At 55.4% G+C, this 18011-nt stretch carries 11 protein-coding genes and 2 pseudogenes; 6 read left to right on the forward strand and 7 right to left on the reverse strand.

Annotated elements, in window-relative coordinates; all coding sequences use genetic code 11:
- Nucleotide 1: 1 nt before the first annotated feature.
- The 6 genes from KI388_RS07455 to KI388_RS07480 form a co-directional block, all read right to left on the reverse strand.
- Complete coding sequence (locus KI388_RS07455; protein WP_215088687.1) at nucleotides 2-5611, reverse strand: DEAD/DEAH box helicase; 5610 nt, start codon at nucleotides 5609-5611, stop codon at nucleotides 2-4.
- Nucleotides 5611-6381, reverse strand: a complete 771-nt coding sequence (locus KI388_RS07460; RefSeq protein WP_215088688.1) for a hypothetical protein — start codon at nucleotides 6379-6381, stop codon at nucleotides 5611-5613. The genes KI388_RS07455 and KI388_RS07460 overlap by 1 nt, the downstream gene beginning before the upstream one ends.
- Nucleotides 6378-9443, reverse strand: a complete 3066-nt coding sequence (locus KI388_RS07465) for an ATP-binding protein (RefSeq protein ID WP_215088689.1) — start codon at nucleotides 9441-9443, stop codon at nucleotides 6378-6380. Before KI388_RS07465 ends, KI388_RS07460 begins: the two co-directional genes overlap by 4 nt.
- Nucleotides 9436-10200: a hypothetical protein gene (locus KI388_RS07470; RefSeq protein WP_215088690.1), complete on the reverse strand. Its 765-nt coding sequence runs from the start codon at nucleotides 10198-10200 to the stop codon at nucleotides 9436-9438. The genes KI388_RS07465 and KI388_RS07470 overlap by 8 nt, the downstream gene beginning before the upstream one ends.
- Before the next feature lie 145 nt (nucleotides 10201-10345).
- Entirely contained in the window at nucleotides 10346-10837 is a 492-nt protein-coding gene (locus tag KI388_RS07475) for a hypothetical protein (RefSeq protein WP_215088691.1), read from the reverse strand.
- Between the two features lie 62 nt (nucleotides 10838-10899).
- Nucleotides 10900-11229: a hypothetical protein gene (locus KI388_RS07480; RefSeq protein WP_215088692.1), complete on the reverse strand. Its 330-nt coding sequence runs from the start codon at nucleotides 11227-11229 to the stop codon at nucleotides 10900-10902.
- Nucleotides 11230-12166: 937 nt separating this feature from the next.
- Here KI388_RS07480 and KI388_RS07485 point away from each other — a divergent pair.
- Nucleotides 12167-12823, forward strand: coding sequence for a hypothetical protein (locus KI388_RS07485; protein ID WP_215088693.1), 657 nt, complete (start codon nucleotides 12167-12169; stop codon nucleotides 12821-12823).
- 173 nt (nucleotides 12824-12996) lie between these two features.
- Here KI388_RS07485 and KI388_RS07490 read toward each other — a convergent pair whose 3' ends face one another.
- Nucleotides 12997-13251: a helix-turn-helix domain-containing protein gene (locus KI388_RS07490; protein ID WP_251133239.1), complete on the reverse strand. Its 255-nt coding sequence runs from the start codon at nucleotides 13249-13251 to the stop codon at nucleotides 12997-12999.
- 156 nt (nucleotides 13252-13407) lie between these two features.
- On the opposite strand from KI388_RS07490, the gene KI388_RS07495 reads away from it, so the two are divergent.
- From KI388_RS07495 to KI388_RS07515, 5 genes and pseudogenes are all read left to right on the forward strand, one after another.
- Complete coding sequence (locus tag KI388_RS07495) at nucleotides 13408-14001, forward strand: hypothetical protein (protein ID WP_215088694.1); 594 nt, start codon at nucleotides 13408-13410, stop codon at nucleotides 13999-14001.
- Nucleotides 14001-14917 (forward strand): annotated as a pseudogene (locus KI388_RS07500) (hypothetical protein). Before KI388_RS07495 ends, KI388_RS07500 begins: the two are co-directional and overlap by 1 nt.
- Nucleotides 14917-15210, forward strand: coding sequence for a hypothetical protein (locus tag KI388_RS15335; protein WP_251133240.1), 294 nt, complete (start codon nucleotides 14917-14919; stop codon nucleotides 15208-15210). Before KI388_RS07500 ends, KI388_RS15335 begins: the two are co-directional and overlap by 1 nt.
- A gap of 1152 nt (nucleotides 15211-16362) precedes the next feature.
- A complete protein-coding gene (locus KI388_RS07510) occupies nucleotides 16363-17307 on the forward strand; it encodes a hypothetical protein (protein ID WP_215088695.1) in 945 nt (314 codons plus the stop codon).
- A pseudogene (locus tag KI388_RS07515) lies at nucleotides 17304-17964 on the forward strand (hypothetical protein). The gene KI388_RS07510 and the pseudogene KI388_RS07515 overlap by 4 nt, the downstream one beginning before the upstream one ends.
- The last annotated feature ends 47 nt before the right edge of the window (nucleotides 17965-18011 follow it).

An 18011-nucleotide genomic window follows, 5' to 3' on the forward strand; every position in this document is an offset into this window, starting at 1 on the left:
GTCAGTCGTCGGCGACGAGTTGGATGTCTTCAGGCGCAGCCGACAGGTCGTCGATGACAGCTAGCATGTCCTGCTTATTGAACGTACGTTCGTCGTTCCGTTCATCACAGCCATACTGGTAGATACACTCGGGACAGCCAGCGGCGCAGGAACACTGGCTAATGTTCTCTTTCATCACTTCAAGAGCGTCATCAAGCTCGGGAAGCGTAGATTCCGAGCGGTCGAATAGTAGCTTCGTCACGCCGTTGCCACCGATAGTCCCCTCGAAAATGAACGCCTCGTTGTCGCCATCGCTGTACGATTCGTTGAGCTGCCGAATTTCGATCCCGCCGATGCGTTGGAGTGCCAAGCGGAAACCATGGACCAGCGTGTGTAGTGTGTCGGGAGAGACCCGTGGACTGACCGATTTTACGCGGATACCCTTGGTCTGGAACGTCCGCCCGACCATTACATCCTGTTGAGCGGACTGGTCATGTTGCGGATCCCGGAGGCAGACCTGGTCCTTGTCGTTCTGCTGAACGACTACGCTATTACAGTGACTCTCCCGACAGAGTGTGAGCGGCTGGTCCCCCGGATCCTGAGTCCCACCGCTATAGGAAGTGGTGAATGAGTCAACGGTCTCGATAATTTCTAGGCTGCCATGCTCTAGAGTCACCAACGTATCTCCCGCTGCGGTTTTTAGTTCTAGGCGCTGCTGGGGGGCGAATTCCTCGACGACCGTCTCAATGTTAGCGTACGTGCTCTGAGGACTCGTGTGGTAGTCCGCCAGTGGATAAATCTCGTTCGCACGGGCGGGCTCAAACTGGCGGGCTTTGTCCGAGAGTTCGACTCGCTTGAGCGAGATCGGTTCGATTGTCCGGATGTCGTCCGTCTCGCCACACTCAGGACAGCCGCCCTGGCCTTCGTAGACACCTTCGAAACCGCAGTTCGCACAGATCAATTGCTTGTCTCCCAATCGCTTCTTTAGCTCTCGGGTTCCCTCGGTGTCTTCATGAACTCTGGTAGCAACGTACCCGCGCTTGCTCTTCAGACTGTACGCGTAGGGGTGCATCTCGCGTAACGCCATTGCTTCACCACGATCCCAGTTCGAATCCTCTGTCGCGCGTGTCTCACCACTCTGGGAGTCATATTCGTGCCGCGTGACGGAGACGCTGTTGCCAAACGCCCGCATCTGGGGAACAAACGCGGACTGAGCGGAGCGCTGATGGACATCAGCGAGGTTAGCATCTTTATAATCTTTAAGTAAATCTTCGAGCGTCCGGAGCTGAGACCGAATACGGTCAAGGTCCCGCTCGGCATCCTGCGAATCATCTTCATCGCTATCGTCTTCCCAGCCCCAATCGTCGCTGCTATCCTCAACAATTTCTCGGGCCTTGGATTTCTCTTCTTCGAGCCGTCCAATTTCGTCCTCGATTCCGACCTTGTAATCGCGGGCGAAGGTTACCAACCGCTCATCGAACTGCTCGATCGCTTCGTCGATTAACTCTCTGAACTCTGCTCGGGCGACACTGAGTTCTTCAGTACTCTCGCAGTTGGAGCAGCTCCCTCCGACGTTCGAATCGTACATGTGCCCGCACTGCCGACAGTAGGCGTAATCCAGAAGATCTTCGAGCCATACACGGACTCCTTCATCTTGTGTGGCGATGGCTCCGAGGACGGCCATACACTTTCCGTCACTCACCTCCTGGATGTTTCGGTAGTAGATACTCGTGAAAATCTCAAATTCGTCGGGTGCCTGATCGCGGGGAGAATCCTTCTTATATCGGTTCCACTCGCTCGGGTCAGGTGCCTTGATTTTTGTCCCCTCAATCTGATCCAATTTCTCCCAAGGAACGGCGTAGTAAGCGGCAATATAGTCCATAATTGCCCACGTGAGCGCGGACTTGAGGACGTGCTCATTGTGCGGGTTCAGTGGGATCGGTTTCTCCTCGGACTCGATGAGTTCGTCTGGACGTTTATGATAGTAGAAATCGATGGGGTTGCGCTTGCTGATCGTCGTCACCAACGACTTGCCGCTGGAGCGGCCCGCCCGGCCGATTCGCTGTAGGTACGCGTTCGTGTTCGGAGGGGTACCTAACAAGAGCAGACTGTTCAGATCGCCGATGTCGATACCGATCTCCATCGCTGGCCCCGTTGAGAGGAAATTCGGCGTGGCGTTACGCTTGAACTCATGCTCGATGCGACGCCGCTCATCTGCTGGTAAGTCCCCTTTGTATACCTGACTGAGCAGCATCCGGGTATCAGTGCCGGTTGCCCAGTAGGCCGTCCGCGTGAAATGCGGCGAAGAGAGGTCAGCACGATCTTCGTAGGAGTCTGTAAAGTCAATAGATTGACTGTAATCTTTCTCAGACGTAACCTCAGCCCTTAGATCACTGATGAACTCATCGACTTCGTGTAGATAACGGATTGGTTGATCATCATCCACATACCGAACTTCGACCGTCTCCGGAGTAAACGAAACGCGATCACTCTGGTCCTCGATCCTGATGATCCCCCGCTCCTCCAGTTCGCTAATCGTCTCTGTTGGGCTGTCAATCCCCTCGTTGTCACGGAGAGATTCGATGAGTTGTTCCTGATCTCGGCGGTTCCCATCGAGGAGTTCTTGACAGACGGCTTGTTCTGCTGGCGTCTCCGGGCGATCGACAAGCCCGACGTTCAGGAGACCGTCGCTAACGAGTCGGCCGTATTCGCGGCCAAAGTCTCCATTGAACAGACGATAACTTCCGCCGATAAGCTGACCGGTGATCGTGTGACGCCACTCGATATACCCGATGATATCGTTGATTATGTCTTCCTTGTTATCGAACTCGTCCCAGTAGTCGCGTGCCCGCTGAGTCGTCTCGTTAATGACTTCTTCTAGTGTCGCCCGTCGCTCATCAGCCATGTACGACAGCAGCACCTGCTGGATGAATAGCAACCGCTCGGGTTCGTCGAAGTCGTTGGCAAGCCGTTCCATATCCCGGTAGGAATCGGCAAAAGACATGAGTTTGGCCTGTCGTTGAGTCGCTGATTTCGCGTCGGCCAGTTCCCGGAGCATAAACTGGCTCATCGTCACGCCCGTGTTGATGGGTGACCGCATCAGCGTATCGTAATTCCGGTACCGGTGATAACAGGGAACGGCGTGTTTTCCCTTCGATGGGGTGCTCAATCGCACGTTTCCGCTTGAATCAAGGTACGCGACCCGGAGATTGAATGATTTTTGAACCCGATCAACGGCGTCGTCGTCATGGATTGCACACCCAGTTCCAGGGAGGTAGTACACGTCCGACCTGTCGGCGTTACACTCGGTACAGTAGTCGGCTTCTTGCGTGTCGAAATATCCTGCGAGGACAAACGTACTAGTACCGCAGTCACACCCGCCTTCTGGTAGTGCGGATCCGTGGTTTGCGCCGTGATCGCTATTCGCACAGATCCAAGGGAGGGTAAGTTTCGGCACCAAGTGGCTGTCACAGTCTCCACAGGTGAGACCCTCCTGAGTTTCTCCGTGCCGTGAACAGTCGGGATTGGAACACTCAGAAGAGAGATCATCATCCAGTTTCAGCTCTCCACCGCAGTGGTGGCAGTTGCTACCTGACCGGTCGACGGTGGCACCGCAATCGGGATTCTTACAGACGACGCCCTCCCCAGTCCTAGTCAGTTGACCACCACACTGTTGGCAGGCCCCAAGCGCCTCAGATGGACGGGCCTCTCGACCACAGTCCATACATTCGTACTCCGGCGTCCAGTAGACACGAGTTAGTGTTCCGTGATTCTCGTGAGCGCACTCCGGCTCATCGGCGTAAAGATACTCACCTTCCGTTTCTTGAGTAACCGGACGGACGTCACCGCAATCCGGACAATACCACCCCTCGTACGCCTGTTCGCCACACTTGTTACAGAGCCGAATCTTGGTGACAAACCGAGTGTGCTCACCTTGTGACTCACCACAGTCACATGACTGCGGTTTTGCGTAGATGCGATGACAGTGAAGACACTTGTAGTAGCCGTCGACAGGCCAATTGAACACGTGAATTCGCACCTCAAATCCGGCGAGCTCGAACAGATTCAGTGCGTTCTGTGCGACTCGTTGGGCGGTTTCTCTATCCGTCACGGAGTCGTAGGTGGTCTGAACATACTCGACGAAGTCCTCAAATCTCGGCGCGTCAGGTAGTTCGTACGCATCGTCGCTTGGCTTCTGGAGCGCTTGATGGAGATGAACGAGACAGCCAAGCGATCCCTCTTTAGCGGCCTTCTCAAGAACTGTACCAGGTCCGCGGCCGTATTGTGGATCGACGTCCAGACTTTTCAGCCACCCGTGTGTCTGGGGATCTTCACCGTCTCGCCAGCGACTGAGATCATTCTCTACTGTTTGACTGTCAAGTCCCGCAGTCCTGAGGAACTCTGGAAGTTCTCCGGGCGGTGTCCGATCAGTGCCACTATTCTCTTCATCGAAATCAACCTGTTCTTCGATAACTCTATACGGGTCACCCCGACGGATACCGAGGAGTCGTTGGAATAACTCCTCCTTCTGTCCGACCGTTGCGCTCGCAGCAATGATCCGGAGGGGATTGTCGACGCCACGTGCCTCTCGGAGTTTCCGGAGGCGTTTGACCAGCATCGATGTATGGGCACCAAACAGACTATTGTAGGTGTGGACCTCGTCAAATACCAGAAACTTCGGCTGGTCGACGAAGAGCCGGTGAGCCTGCCTGTCATTGATATTGAACAGCCGGTAGTTGATCGCGTCAGGGTTCGTCAGTAGGATGTCCGGCTGTTCGTCCTCGATACGGTCACGGGTAAGGTGGACGAATCGAAGAAATTCTCCCCCGTATCCTCCACGCGTTTTGAGGTAGTACTCCTGTCCGTCCTTTTTGACGTGTAGGTTCGGTGCTTCGTTTTCTCTGATCGCGTCACTCTCCGCGAGCCCGTCAGCGATACGCTCAGGAAGCTCGAAGTATTCGAAAGAGTCTTCCAGATATTTGTGCGTACTCTTGCCATCCTGTCGGCGGCCGCGTCTCGGTGTATCACCGTCGTAGACGCCGATAGTGATATACTCATCCTCGGCGAGGCTTGACTTCCGGTTGACGAACCAAAGATACTCTATGAACCGCTTGAGTTGGTCTTGGGCGAGGGCTTTCGTCGGATATGTAAGCAGGGCCTTGATGCTGTCGGGAGATACGTCGTCGATGCGGTTACGTTTCGCCCGGAGGATGTACTGGAGGAGAGGAATGAACCACGCTTCGGTCTTGCCGCGTCCCGTTCCGGCGGCGATAAGGGCGTGGTTGTCGTTTGCGAGCCACTCGATGGCTTCCTCTTGGTGGACCTGGAGGTTCTCGAAACCTTCGGCCTCGAAAGCATCGATGAGCGGTTTCTCCAGACCGTTCGGCGCGAATTCACCCTCAACCTGCTCTGCGAAATCTTCCCACGACGTGTCGCTCCAAGCCGCCGACGCAACACCTTGGAGATATGGGCCTTTCGAGCGAATGAAAGCCTGTTCGACGCTCTCATCGTCGTCGTGAGAAAAGTTCTCCAGTAGACCTTGATAGCCACGCTGATTGTTTCCAATTAGGTAGTTTGCGTAATTCTTCTGGGCGTGGGTTCCAAGCTCGATCGGATTGAACTCGTCAGACATTATGTGTCCTCCTTGAATTGAATCGTGAGTAATTGGCTGAATTGTGGGAGATTTTTCAGATCGTTGAGGACGTCCTCGTCGATCTCTCCGAGTGTGACCTGCGTATTGTTCAGAAGCTTCTTGAGCTCGGACATCGCATCATCCCCGATATCGTACTCGTCCTGCACTACATCAAAGCTAATCTCGATGTCATCGTACTGTTCGGCCAACTCATTATATCGGGCTGCGGGCACCTGATGTAGAGTTCCGCCTCTGTGATCCCGTAAGAACTGCTGGAATTCCTCGATAAGCTGTTCATCCTCTTCGGACCCGACGTCAGGGATTCGCAACACCGTCCGTTTTGTCGCCAACTCGTCGAGGAGTTCGTCAGACCGCGTTTCGATCTTGTGTTGAATATCGGCTTGTTGGTTGTCAATCTCGGCGCTGTAGTCTTCGAAGTCGGCTTCTAGATCCCGAATCTCTTGGTCGTCCTCGAAGCCGTCGAAGTCTGTCTCGGTGACGGTCCGGAGCGTTGTTGTCATCTTTCTTTTGAGTTGATCGGTAGCGTTAGCATCGTACGCCACTCCCATCGCGTCCGCTAGCGACCGCCACTTGCGAAATGTCTCATATTCACTCTGAACATCTTCGATCTTTGACCGGAGGCTTTGGAACGCGTTGTTCTTGCGTTCAGCCTCTTTTCGCCGCTCGTTAGTTTTCTCGGCTTTCTCCGCGAGGTCGCTTGCTTCCCCGCGGTGCTCTTCGATTTTCGAAATTTGGTTAAGCACCGTCATTGGGACACCTCCAGATCGTCGAGAAAGTCAGACGCTACCTGCTGACAATTTACGAACGGCTGAGTATCGATATTTATTTCAATCTCCTGTTGAAGTTCGGTGATGCGTGCTAAAAGTTCACCGTCGAGTTCTTTCAGATCGTCGCGGAACGATTTTAGAAGTTTGAATTGGTCTCTGAATGAACCGTATTTTAGCTGAGCGACATCATAGTACACACTGAGAAAGTCCCACATTGAGTATGACTCTTCGAGCCGTTCGGTGATATCATCTATTCGTTCGAGTGCCTTGTCGTACTCTTCACGTTCATCCTCATCCAACTCTTTGAGGGTCTTTACTGACTCTGGTGGATACCTGCTTGGTAGACTATCGTACGCATTCTCCACAGTCAAGAGGTCGATATCACTCGGTGAGTCGGCAGATTCGTAGAAACGCTTGAGCTCAGTGAAGTTTCCCATGAGGCCATTGAGCGTTTCCTCATACTCATTTTCTCTAGCATACTCGTGAAGCGAGCGACCGGTCGATCGGAATCCGAAATGCGATGGCTGTGTGAGGAATTCCTTTAGATCAATTGTCTCTTTTCGGGTCGGACCGATTTTGAATCCAAGTATGCCGGCAGACATTCCCTTGACTGCACTACAGAGTTCGTTGGGTGATGTCGCCTTCACGTGTGATTCGAGGCGTTCGTAATCGACCATGTTCGCCCGCAGGTGGAATCGGGCATGGAAGAGCCCCAGTAGTGACTCACCATACGTATCGAATCCACTCATGTCGACGTCTAGGTCACTAGGTTTTGCAGTGACTGCGAACCGATTCATATCAACAGGCTCGGCAAGGGCCTCTGCCGAGAATTCCGCACCGTTGCCTGTAAAGATATTCAGGAGATACTTTCCGAAGAGTGCTATCTGATCGATATCGGCTCCGAATTCCTCTTTGATGTCTCTCTCAAGATTCGTCCGGAATTCGGAGACAGCCCCCTCAGCCCATGTGCGAAGACTTTGTGCGTCTACTGCTCCGTTCTGGACGTGCTCTTCGACCGTGGTTTCGTCGTATATACCGATCCGAAGCAGGTCCTTCAGGAGCGATTCAGGTAGCTCTGGACCGATGACGACCTTCCGGTAGGAGGGACTATCCCCATTGTCGATGTGAATCGGGACTTTGCGACTTCCTTTGGTCCAGCGTAAGACGGCGGCGTCACTGGACCGGCACTCCGGCCTAACCAAGCTCTCCGGTTGGTCGTAAAAGAACCGAATTGCCTGCTCAGCGCCATCCTCAATATGTGAGGTTTTATTGAACGTGGCACCTTCACCTCGCCAGTCAAGCAAGTCTTGTAGGCGGTTTTCGAACAGTTCTCGTTTGCCCCCAATGGGTTTCTGGTGAGACGAATCAGATGTACAGACCCAGAACTCCTCGCGTTGCTCCATTGGGGAACCACAGTCGTCGCAAGTCGTGTCACAGTTACGGCAAACGAGCGCACCGCTCTCGGTCTCCTCTAGAGGGGCGCTACATTCTGGACAAAATTCCGTGTCTGAAGTCGTAAGGGGAATGGTGCCATCGCTCCCGACGCCGAATGTTTCTGGAATACGAGGGTCCACGCGCTGTACCCCGGCTTCGGAATCTTCCACCCCGTACCATTTCAGGACGTTCCGATCGAGGCCTTGGTGGTCGGCGGTGATCATACACCGGACTTTCCCTAGCGTGTCCAGGAGTTCCGCGTGCTGAAATGGCGGCTTATCGTTGTCGAGGAGCCCCTCTAGAACGAACTTCAGGTAGACGCGGGGTGTCTGCTTTCGCTGCTCATCTTCTTGGAGATTCTCATAGATCCGCGTGAGGAATCGTTCGTTAAACGGGTATAGGTCCTCACCAAAGACATCGTCAATCTCTTTTTCCGAGATGCTGGGCATAGGTGAGAACTCACAGTTTGAATCTTCCTTAATCGCCACGAGATACGTCCGTGCAAGATCAACGTGGACGTTCTCTTGTTCGAGGAACAGGGTCTTCGAACCGTCATCGGTTTGCTCGGTCAGCGTAACCCGGGCAGAGATACGGTCGTTGATAGTATCTTGGGAGGCAACATCGGCGCGCCGCCCTTCCACCAACTTCTGCTCCATGCCAGTGGTCACGCCAATGACGACGTCCCAGTTAGACGCCCCCAGATCAGAGAAGAACGAGAGAATTTCGTGTTGGAAGATCGTGAAGCCGGTGAGATCTTCGATGATGAGAACGGGCCTCTCTTCGCGCTCCTGGAATCTTTCGTTAATTTGGCGGAGTGTCTCTTTAATGTCCCCGACGTACAGCATATCCTTGATAGCGTCTTTGGCCTGTCGGGTAATGATGTCAAACAGTTCTTCCTCCGGAGAGGCTCTCTGGTTACCATACTCGTTTCTAGCCCCCGGATACTGGTCGAACAATTCGGATAGTTTCTCCTCGGAGATCGGCTCGAACTCCAACTCAGACTCCGGGTCGTCAAAGGAGTCAACGTACTCTTCGAGGTTCTCACGAATCGTCTCGCGGAACTCGTCATCCTTGACGAGTTGGACGACAGGATCGCCCTTTTCGAAGGCGACCGTGATTGTGCCGATCGTCTTCTCGAATACACCGCTTGGCGGAAGGTTGGCCAACTGCTTCGCTTCATCCAGATTTGCGTCGTCAAGGTAGTCAGCGAGCCGGCCGAGAACCTCCCGTGGTTCACGAACCTGCCGTGGAATGTGGATTGGAACGTGTGTGAAATCTCCGCCGCTTACCTCAGATCGGTCTTGAAGTTCGTACTGTAGCCATTGGCACAGCTCCGACTTCCCGCTCCCAGACTCACCCACCACAAAGAACATTCGGTTGTCAGCTTTGAGATCCGACGATACAACCCCATCACGGAAGGTTTCTTCGTCGATGTATTCGTCATCAAAACCGGGAACGCTGTTGTTTCGGGTGACCTTGATCCGACGAATTGGGACGTGAGTTTTCTCGAAGTGTTCACGGGACTTCTGTTGAGACTCCTGTGTGAGATACGTCTGTACGGCATCATGTGTCCAGTTTTTGGGATAACGAATGCTGCTCGTCTCACTCATTACTCATTACCTCGATCGCGCTGTAACCAGTGCCGTCGATATCAACACTCTGTCCGATATCACTGACTGTCCGAAGTTGGACGTCATTCGATTCTTTGAGCGATAACAGCGTCCGTTCGAAATACGGTGCTATCTCCATCCCGTCGCCGATAACTGGAAGATAGTCCTCATCGATATCTGTCAAAACAGTGGCCAGCGGCGCTGTCCTGTTTTCAGTCACGTCGACTAACACCCGTAGTGTAAGGCTCCGGTTAGGGCCGAACATCGTCGTCATCTCGTCGCCATACACCTCCTTGGTGACCCCGATTTCCTCCATCACCCGGGCCCAGTACCGGAGTTTTTGTTCGTTCCAGTTAGCGGACGGGACGCGATCACTCATTTCGTCGATGAGTTCCCCACTCCTGTCAGCCAGCACAGCAGACTGCTCTGCGAGACATTCCAAGACATCATTGTAGGCACTCTCTTCGCCATCCGCGGTTCGGATACCGTGTAGTAAACTGAGGTGGGCGTCGTCAAACTCGACGGCGGTCTCCGTCAGTTCGTACCCTGTGTCGGAGTGCTGTATTTGATTGCTTTCAGCGAGGAATTCAATGGCGTCTTGAATTGGCTTTCGCTGATCTGACGTTTGTGGATCAGATACATCTCCCGGGAAATACAACTCAACCACTTCGTCTTTTGTAATAGGGGCTTCGTCGGAGATTGTCTTTCTGATTGCAAACAGGTCTCCTCCCGTAACATTTCGCGTGAGAATTGGCATGGTCAGGTGCGATTGGCTAATGTGGTGGTTGCGTACACTATGGCATCACGCTTGATATCATTAACAAGAGTCGATTGTTAAGAATCATTCGCTCGTTGTCGTTTACCGGAGAATTACGTTACCACGTGGAGTTATGATAAATTGGTTACGCTGAGCGATCCCCCGTTTCTCTGAATGTCCGGACTGCTTCCCGATCGTAATCAAACTCTTGGAGGGCGTTGCGAATGTTTGCCTCAACTTTGGTGATGTCGGATTCGATCCACGGACGTACTACCGCGTTGATGTGCTCAATGCTGTCCCGTGAAACTTCTGTTGCCAAAAACTCGAACAGGTCCCACGTCCGAACTCCCGGTTCCAGTACGTCGAACTCAAAAAGATCTCCAATGCGTTGGGGTTGCCTGCTCATCACTTCATGATAATCATCAGCAGCGTGGTGGAGCCAGATGTTGAGCGTCTTCGCAAATGGAATGCTTGGACTATCGAATTGACTGCGAATATACTGCTTCGCAATCTTTTCGTAGGAGAGAACTTCTGCGTGGTCGAGTTCCTCGCGGAGGGGTTTGTATGTGGTAGTGTCACTAAGAGAGAATGACGCACGATCTGTAACAAGAAAGAGTTCCTCGATTCTTCCATCCAAATACGCTCGTAATAGTTTGTGTGTAGTTCGGGCAGAACTGTATTCGTCAGTCTCTTGGTTAGTTATCTGGCATATGTGTTGGAAAGTAAGATCATCAGCCGTCTTTTTTGATCAATAAGCGTATAGTTGAACGGAAAATCAGGAAGCGCGCAGTATTCAAACAAAGAGTCATCTTCATTTTCTTTTTCCTGGAGCACCTCGTCAAATGTCTCGTTCGACATCTTCCTGAGCCATCCTGGAGGGAACGTGTATTGTGCGATGCCTTCCTGAAAGAGATACGGCAGCGATCGGAGGTATCCCATCTGATTGCCGGCCGCATTTTCGCTCGTGAGGGGGTCCTTTAGAATGATAACGGAATCCGTTCGGACACCTGTGACCTGCTCAACCGCCATAGTAGGCCCTTGATTGCCAATAAAAAGAACCCCCGGGTTCTCAGTGGGCCTATCCTGCGATTTAATCGTAGGAAGAAACGCTCTTCTTTGGCAGGTTGGCCTCTGCCCGCCGCTGTTTAAACATTTCTAGAGCTTCTGGTTCATTATCAATACAGGTATATCGAACATTATCGCCAAATAGTTCCTCTGCACCGATCGCGGCGGGAGCAGTCCCAGCGCACGGAACAATTAGGTGCTCTCCCTCGTTCATGAGTCCGTCTATCCAATTCCGGTAAGGCTCAATCGGTTTTACGCTGCCCCAATCGCCGTCGAAGGAGGCTTGCGGGGTAATCTGTCGAGCGGATACGGACGTTTTCCGATCCGTCTCACCCTTGTGGGCAAACACAACTGGATAGCCACCGTTTGAAAGATACATCCCAGGGGTACTACAGTCTGGATCTCCCGATTTGGAAACAAACGTAACGCCGCCAATCCGACGGTATCCTCCGCCCTTGTAGCTGGCGGCGACATCTCCCCAGTTCTCACGAATGTAATCGATGAGGCGTGGGAGTAGCCATCGTCAGCGTCCGCAATCAGCCACCCACCATCAACTAAGGCGTCTTCACAGAGGTCGATAATGTCTGTAGTGGTGATACCGTCGTGCTCACTGTTATTACTAGGTACGAAGCCGTGGTCTCGTATTCAACACCATACCAATCGCCCCGCTGTGGGCGCGCCCACGCGTCATCGAGATAGATAACGTGGGCATCCTCCTCGATGGCTGGTAGGACCTCTCCGACGTCGCCGACGACGTATTGCTGTCCGTTACGGACTTCATGTACAGTCTGTTCCATATCTAGTCTGGTTATGAACAGACGAGGTGGGGACACATCTATACGTTGCGCTCTATCCACCGGCGACCCTCAGACATATTACCAGTCCGAAAATACATAGACCCATGTACGATCCAGAGGCAATAGACTCACCGCATCTCTCGGGGGCTCAGCCAACATGGGGAGACCTACCGTACGCGTGTGAAATCCTGAAAGCACACTGGGAAGCGGCCGATGAATCCTCAGAAGAGGTGTCCGAGCAGTTAGCTTCGGAAGGTCATCGGAACAAAGTGAACCAGTTGATGACACTGTTGGGGCCCGAAAAACTGCGCTTGATAACTGAGCGAGGAACTCTTAGTCCACAGGGGATGTGGTTAGCACGAGACTACGAGCAGGCGAATCAACAAGGGCTAGATGGGGAACCCGGATTAGGTGCAAAAGGAACTCTATCACAAACTGAGCAATCCGTGTTCGGCCAGTTGTTGTTTGAGCGGAACTGGGTTCCGATGCTCGCAACAGTGAACCTACTGGCAACGACGACAGTTGCGGATACCGAGACTGATGCCCGGGCACAGGGCTTCCGTGACCGGATCGATCATCTCGAAGGTTACCAGAACGTCGAAAGTATTAATTCCTGGAAAAAGAAGGCCCAGACTCATCTTTCGTGGGCGCTTCATCTTGATCTCGCATACGAAAACAGCCGTGGCGAGCTCGAACCCACTGGATTTGGACATCAAGTCCACGAGCGTGTCCGGCCAGACTACCACCCAGATTGGCCGTAGTGATTCAAAGAACCTATATTACTGCTCAGACCCGTCCATCTGAATTATCGATCGCTAGTACATAGAACCGATTTTTAGCCAAACATGAGTAGGATTCAGACGTATTGTAAATGACAGAATTTTGATATAAGTTCCCTCCTTCACGGAGAAAAAGAGTAAATTTGAAAGATGGCTCAATTCGTTCTAGGATCTTTAGTGAGTTGCCAGAGTGCTGTTGGTTCATGAACATATTCAACAAACTCCGCAGCGTGGAGACGATCCAGCCTTTTTGTTACAGTCGGTCGGGATAGGCCTGTGAAATCTACAAGCGCGCCCGTTGTGAGATTACCTTTAGATACAAATTCATCAATCACTTTCTCGGTATTCTCGTCAATTCTCAGGGGCATGTTTACGTCATATCTTTCTTGATACCTCTTATCTCTCACCATACAATTCCGTTAATACGCATAGCCTTTACCATTCGTTAAGTATAAATGACTAGGAGCGTTAGAAGAGGTTGAACACTCGGTCCCACGGGGCAGTCGGTTAGAAAGCCCGCGTGTTGGCGCACGCGGACCGGGTTCCCACCTAGAAAGTAAGAACCCATGACAAAGAAGGATTTCAGCGGTCAAGAGAACGTCGATCAGTTAATTGAAGCAATAAACCAAGTGGAATTTCATGCGCTCGGGGAAGGGCCGGCAGCATGTCAAATCTGCGACCGCAAACTCCGGGAAGGCGACGACCTAACGGCCTATGCCTTCCGGGCGGCTGGCAACCCCATTTTTGAAATCGGATACGTGATGTGCGGGGACGACGAGCACGCGCACCCGACAGAGTTCATGCGCGGCGTGTACGAACTCGTCGTGACAGGCCGAATTGGCCTGTGTACTGACGTGTCGACCCAGTCATCCTGGCTGGTACTCCTCGCGCCGGAACCGATTGTGGCGAGCCGACCCAGATCAAGCGACGCCTACACGATCGGTGAGGAGACGACACGCGAGACTGACCCGCTCCACACACACCAGGCCACCGAGGCGGACCCGACATCACCGTTCGAAGGCATCGATGAGCGCGGGTCAACGCAACTCGAAGGGGCCACTGAGCACACGGCTGATTACTCCCAGAGAGACGGGACACACCAGGCCGAACACAACGAGCAGGTCCACCAACACGCGACCAACCAAGGGGGTGAGGAGTAATGCCCCCGGAATTCGAGACATCGCACCTCGACCACGAGATGTCACTCCCAGACGACATCGAGAACCTCACACTCCCGGACCTGTATGTGGGGCTCGAAATCCCACTGCTCGCACCGGGCGATGGGATCGTGACGGACCGCCACCATGCCTCAGCAGACCGGTACGAGGCCGACGACCCGCAGAACCAAATCGGCGGGATGGTGTCGCCGTTCCCACTCTCGGGGTGGTTACGCCACGGCTGTGAACGCGTGATACAGATCGCCGGCGGCACGGCGTGCCATCCGGGCGCAGCGAACGGGGACTACATGCTCGAGGACGTGTACGAGCGCGACCTCGACGCCGGCTACCACGAGAAAGGCTCGTGCGTCGATGGGGACGCCGGCTGCGTCCTCTACGACTTGTTCGGCGGATTCAACGATCGTGCGGGACGGCTGGTGCGCCGGCCGCTCCGGTTCTCGCCAATTCGCCGGCAAGTCGACGTCCTACAGGGCGAAGCAGAAGCGCACTACCGGCAACTGAACACCCAGGTACGCTCACGTAACAGCGAGGACGACGGGCAACCGCTTCGGATGGCGTCCCGAGACGTCGTCGGCAACCTGGTGGGGACGTGGAAACTCTCGCTGCGAGAGTTGAAACCGGAGTACGTCGGGTTACTCGTCGAGGCGGTCGATTACCTTGACGCCCACAGCGAGGAGTTCGAACTACAGTTGGGCGGCGCACGGAACTTCGGGCGGGCATGGTCGAGGCGCGCGTCATCAACCCCCTCTACACGGACGCTGAGATCAAGCGGGTGTACAATCGCGCACAGGACGCGACGTCGGGGATGGCGTGGAAGGATGACCTGTGGCGAGAGTCGGTGCGCCAGCAGTTCGTGGTGCCACTCCAAGAGCGCGTGAACAGCATGGAGGAGCTGTGATGGCCCAAGCGAGTAACACCGCGAGCGTGGACCTGCGGGTGGCGTACCGTCACGACGTCCACAAACTGCGCGGTCGCCAACATGGATCGGGCCGTGACGAGCTGTTCGACGTACCGGTCAATGAATCAGTCCCGCTGGGAGCGGATCGAGATGCGGCGTTGCTGAGCCGACCGGATGGCGAACCCGAGCAGACGGTGGCGAATCATGCGTCGCCGGCGCGGCTGTCGCTGCTGACGGGCTCGGTGCTCGAAGACGGGGCGGTCCCGATGGTAGAGAGCGCGATTGTACCGTGATCGATGGCTCGCCAGAGGAGCTCCACGCGGCGTGGTTGACGAGCGAGACTGCGGCGCTGGTGAACGAGTCGGTGTATCTCCCGTACTCGTCGCTCAAGTACCACGTGTTGCTGGTGGCCGCGTTGCTCGACGCCTATCGGGCGGGCCACGCATTCGACGACCTGTTCCTGGTTGCTGAGCCGACGTCGGAATCACCACCGCGGAACGCGGATCGAAAAGCGAGACAGCAGCAGCGCTCGACGCGGACTGCGTGGTGCCACACCGAACGGTGTTGTGGACGGAGGCGATGACGATGCGGCTGTCAGCGTCACCAGACGGGCCGGCGGCGTGGCCTGGTCCGGAACCGGCTGAATCGTTTGCTGATGTATGGAACCGAGTGTCTGGGTCGCCCTTGGGCCGTGAGGCGCAGTGGTGGCGTCACGTGGATGCGCAGTTGCGACGAATGAGGTCGTGGTCGACGGCGCTACAGTACATCGAGGATGCTGTCGCGGAGGATACGCGCGACACCGTGGGGTGGACGCGTGACCCATCATGATCGTGACTGGCGGACCGCCGCCCCCACCCATGCGATATGGTCGGGCAGTGAGCCCGTGGGTCGGACTGCCTGTCCGCCGGCGTCGCTAGTGGGTGGGTGTCGACGACTGCCGGCCTGCCCGGGAGCGCACGCATCATCAACGACCGAGCCCGCCACGGCTGGGACGCCAGCCACGACAGATCATCCGATATGGTCGTGCGGTGAGTCCACAGAGCGGACTGGCGGTCTGCCGGCGTCGCCAGTGAGTGGGCGTCGACGTCTGCTGGCCCGCCCGGGAGCGCCCGCGACACTGTCGGCTCGACGAACGTCGACGACGGCTGGGGGCACAGACCACCTCACACTCTGGCGAGCCAAGCGAACCCACACCCCAGCGTCCCAGCGGAATGGTCGGGCCGTGAATCCGCGGGACGGGCTGCGAGCCAGCGTGCCGGACCGGTGCGTGCGTGCCGATGGGGGGCGACACCGCTGAGCTCTCCAATCAACCGTGGGTGCCAGATCTGTGCGGGGCGATCCACCACAGTCAACGGTCACGCAGGACGTGAACGTGTTACAACTACTGCTCATCACGAGTGGTGTGAACGTGTTACAGCTCCTGTTCAAATCGAAGGGTGTGTGGCGTGACGATGATCCAACAGCTGGTGTTCGAACTCGAAACCCCGTATGCGGGGCGGCCGTACCACGTGTCGGGCAACGCACTATATCAAGCGATCGCGGCGGACGTTGATGACCGGACGCGACGCGAACTACAGGTGAGCCATGCGATGTTCGCGCCGTCAGAGTACGGCTCCTACCCAGAGTCACACTCACAGAAAGGGTATGCCGGCAAACTCGGGAGCTCGCTTCCACCGGTTGAGTCGTACGAGGATTTGTTTCTGTTTCGAGATGCGGCCCAGCGGTGGCTGCAGACGTCTCGGCCGCGCGATGCGCAGAACACGATGGATCGCCAGTCGCATGGCGGGCGGCTCACAGTCGCGCCGGAATCGTTCTTCGGCGTCCCCGAACACCAGCGGAATTCGAAGCGCCGAGTGAAATGGTACATCCACGCGTATGTCCATAGCGAGCGCGAGGGCGTGCTGCCGCTTGATGAGAGCGTGCTTGATGGGATTCAGCTGGGCGGTGCTCGGAACTACGGGTTTGGGGAGGTGTCGCTCGCGGACTCACAGGTTATCGATCTCGACGCGGTGTCGTTCGATGGGTTGCGAGGCTACGATCAGTACACGATCGAACTGGTGACGCCCTATGTCCTCCAAAGTGAGAAACCAGACGCGGACACTCAGTCAGTGCCCTATTGGTGGGACAGGTCGGTCGCTGGCGTGCCGGGCGATGCGCCGACGCGAGACCGCCGGTTACGTCGCCGCGAGGAACGACTCGTTGGGGAGTCTGTATACGAACTGGCAACAGTCGACCACGGACAACTCGTCGGCTACGCCGGAAGCGACCCAATACAGACGGCGAAGAATGGCATACTGCGGCTCGGAACACACGCGCGGTTCGGCTTCGGTGAACTGCGAGTGCGACCGGCTTGTCACGATCGTGTGCCAGAGCGGGGTGAGGTGGCATAGTGCTCGATCAGGTGGCCTTTGATATCGAGACGACCGGCTTCGACGTCGACGATGAGGTAACTGTCGTCGGGTTTGCGATGCCGATGGGCGTGCGTGTGTTCGTCCAAACTGCCGGGCGGACAGCCGGTGACGTCGAGACCAGCGTGAAAGCGCGGCTGTCGGAGACACTCGTGAACGTCTCGACACACACCGATGAGGCCGCGCTGCTGGCGGCTGTGGCGACGTTCGTCAGAGATCGGATACACGACGCCGACACTACTCATCGCATTCAACGGCGAGGTGTGGAGCGGTGGCTTCGATCTGCCGTTCCTGCGGAGTCGGTATGCGGCCCGTGAGATGGCGTGGCCGTTCGATGTGGCGTACGCGGACGTGTTGCCGGTGATTTCGGATCGGTTCAACACGACTGTTGACGGCGAGGAACAGCGGGGGTTGGCGGCTGTGTACGAGCTGCTCGGCGACGGGACTTACAGCGGAATCGATCCGTTCGCGGACAGTGCGGCGGCGGTGACCGCCTTCGAGGAGGGGCGATTCGACGAACTCGTCTGCCATAACGTGGCGGATATCCTGCGGACGCAGGCTCTTGGCGCAATTACAGAGCGGTACTGCTCGAAAGCGGAGTTCAACGTGAAATCGCTCACGCCGACACGGGACGCGTGAGTCTGGCTCGGTGAGCGGTTGCGGCGCGTTCCCCAACAGCGGGGCTG

This window comes from Halorubrum sp. 2020YC2 (assembly GCF_018623055.1).
Classification (GTDB): domain Archaea; phylum Halobacteriota; class Halobacteria; order Halobacteriales; family Haloferacaceae; genus Halorubrum.

Coding starts and splice junctions, on each gene's coding strand:
- KI388_RS07470 (WP_215088690.1), bottom strand. CDS start 10,200: ATGCCAATTCTCACGCGAAATGTTACGGGAGGAGACCTGTTTGCAATC.
- KI388_RS07485 (WP_215088693.1), top strand. CDS start 12,167: ATGTACGATCCAGAGGCAATAGACTCACCGCATCTCTCGGGGGCTCAG.
- KI388_RS15335 (WP_251133240.1), top strand. CDS start 14,917: ATGGCCCAAGCGAGTAACACCGCGAGCGTGGACCTGCGGGTGGCGTAC.
- KI388_RS07480 (WP_215088692.1), bottom strand. CDS start 11,229: ATGGCGGTTGAGCAGGTCACAGGTGTCCGAACGGATTCCGTTATCATT.
- KI388_RS07455 (WP_215088687.1), bottom strand. CDS start 5,611: ATGTCTGACGAGTTCAATCCGATCGAGCTTGGAACCCACGCCCAGAAG.
- KI388_RS07495 (WP_215088694.1), top strand. CDS start 13,408: ATGACAAAGAAGGATTTCAGCGGTCAAGAGAACGTCGATCAGTTAATT.
- KI388_RS07490 (WP_251133239.1), bottom strand. CDS start 13,251: ATGGTGAGAGATAAGAGGTATCAAGAAAGATATGACGTAAACATGCCC.
- KI388_RS07460 (WP_215088688.1), bottom strand. CDS start 6,381: ATGACGGTGCTTAACCAAATTTCGAAAATCGAAGAGCACCGCGGGGAA.
- KI388_RS07465 (WP_215088689.1), bottom strand. CDS start 9,443: ATGAGTGAGACGAGCAGCATTCGTTATCCCAAAAACTGGACACATGAT.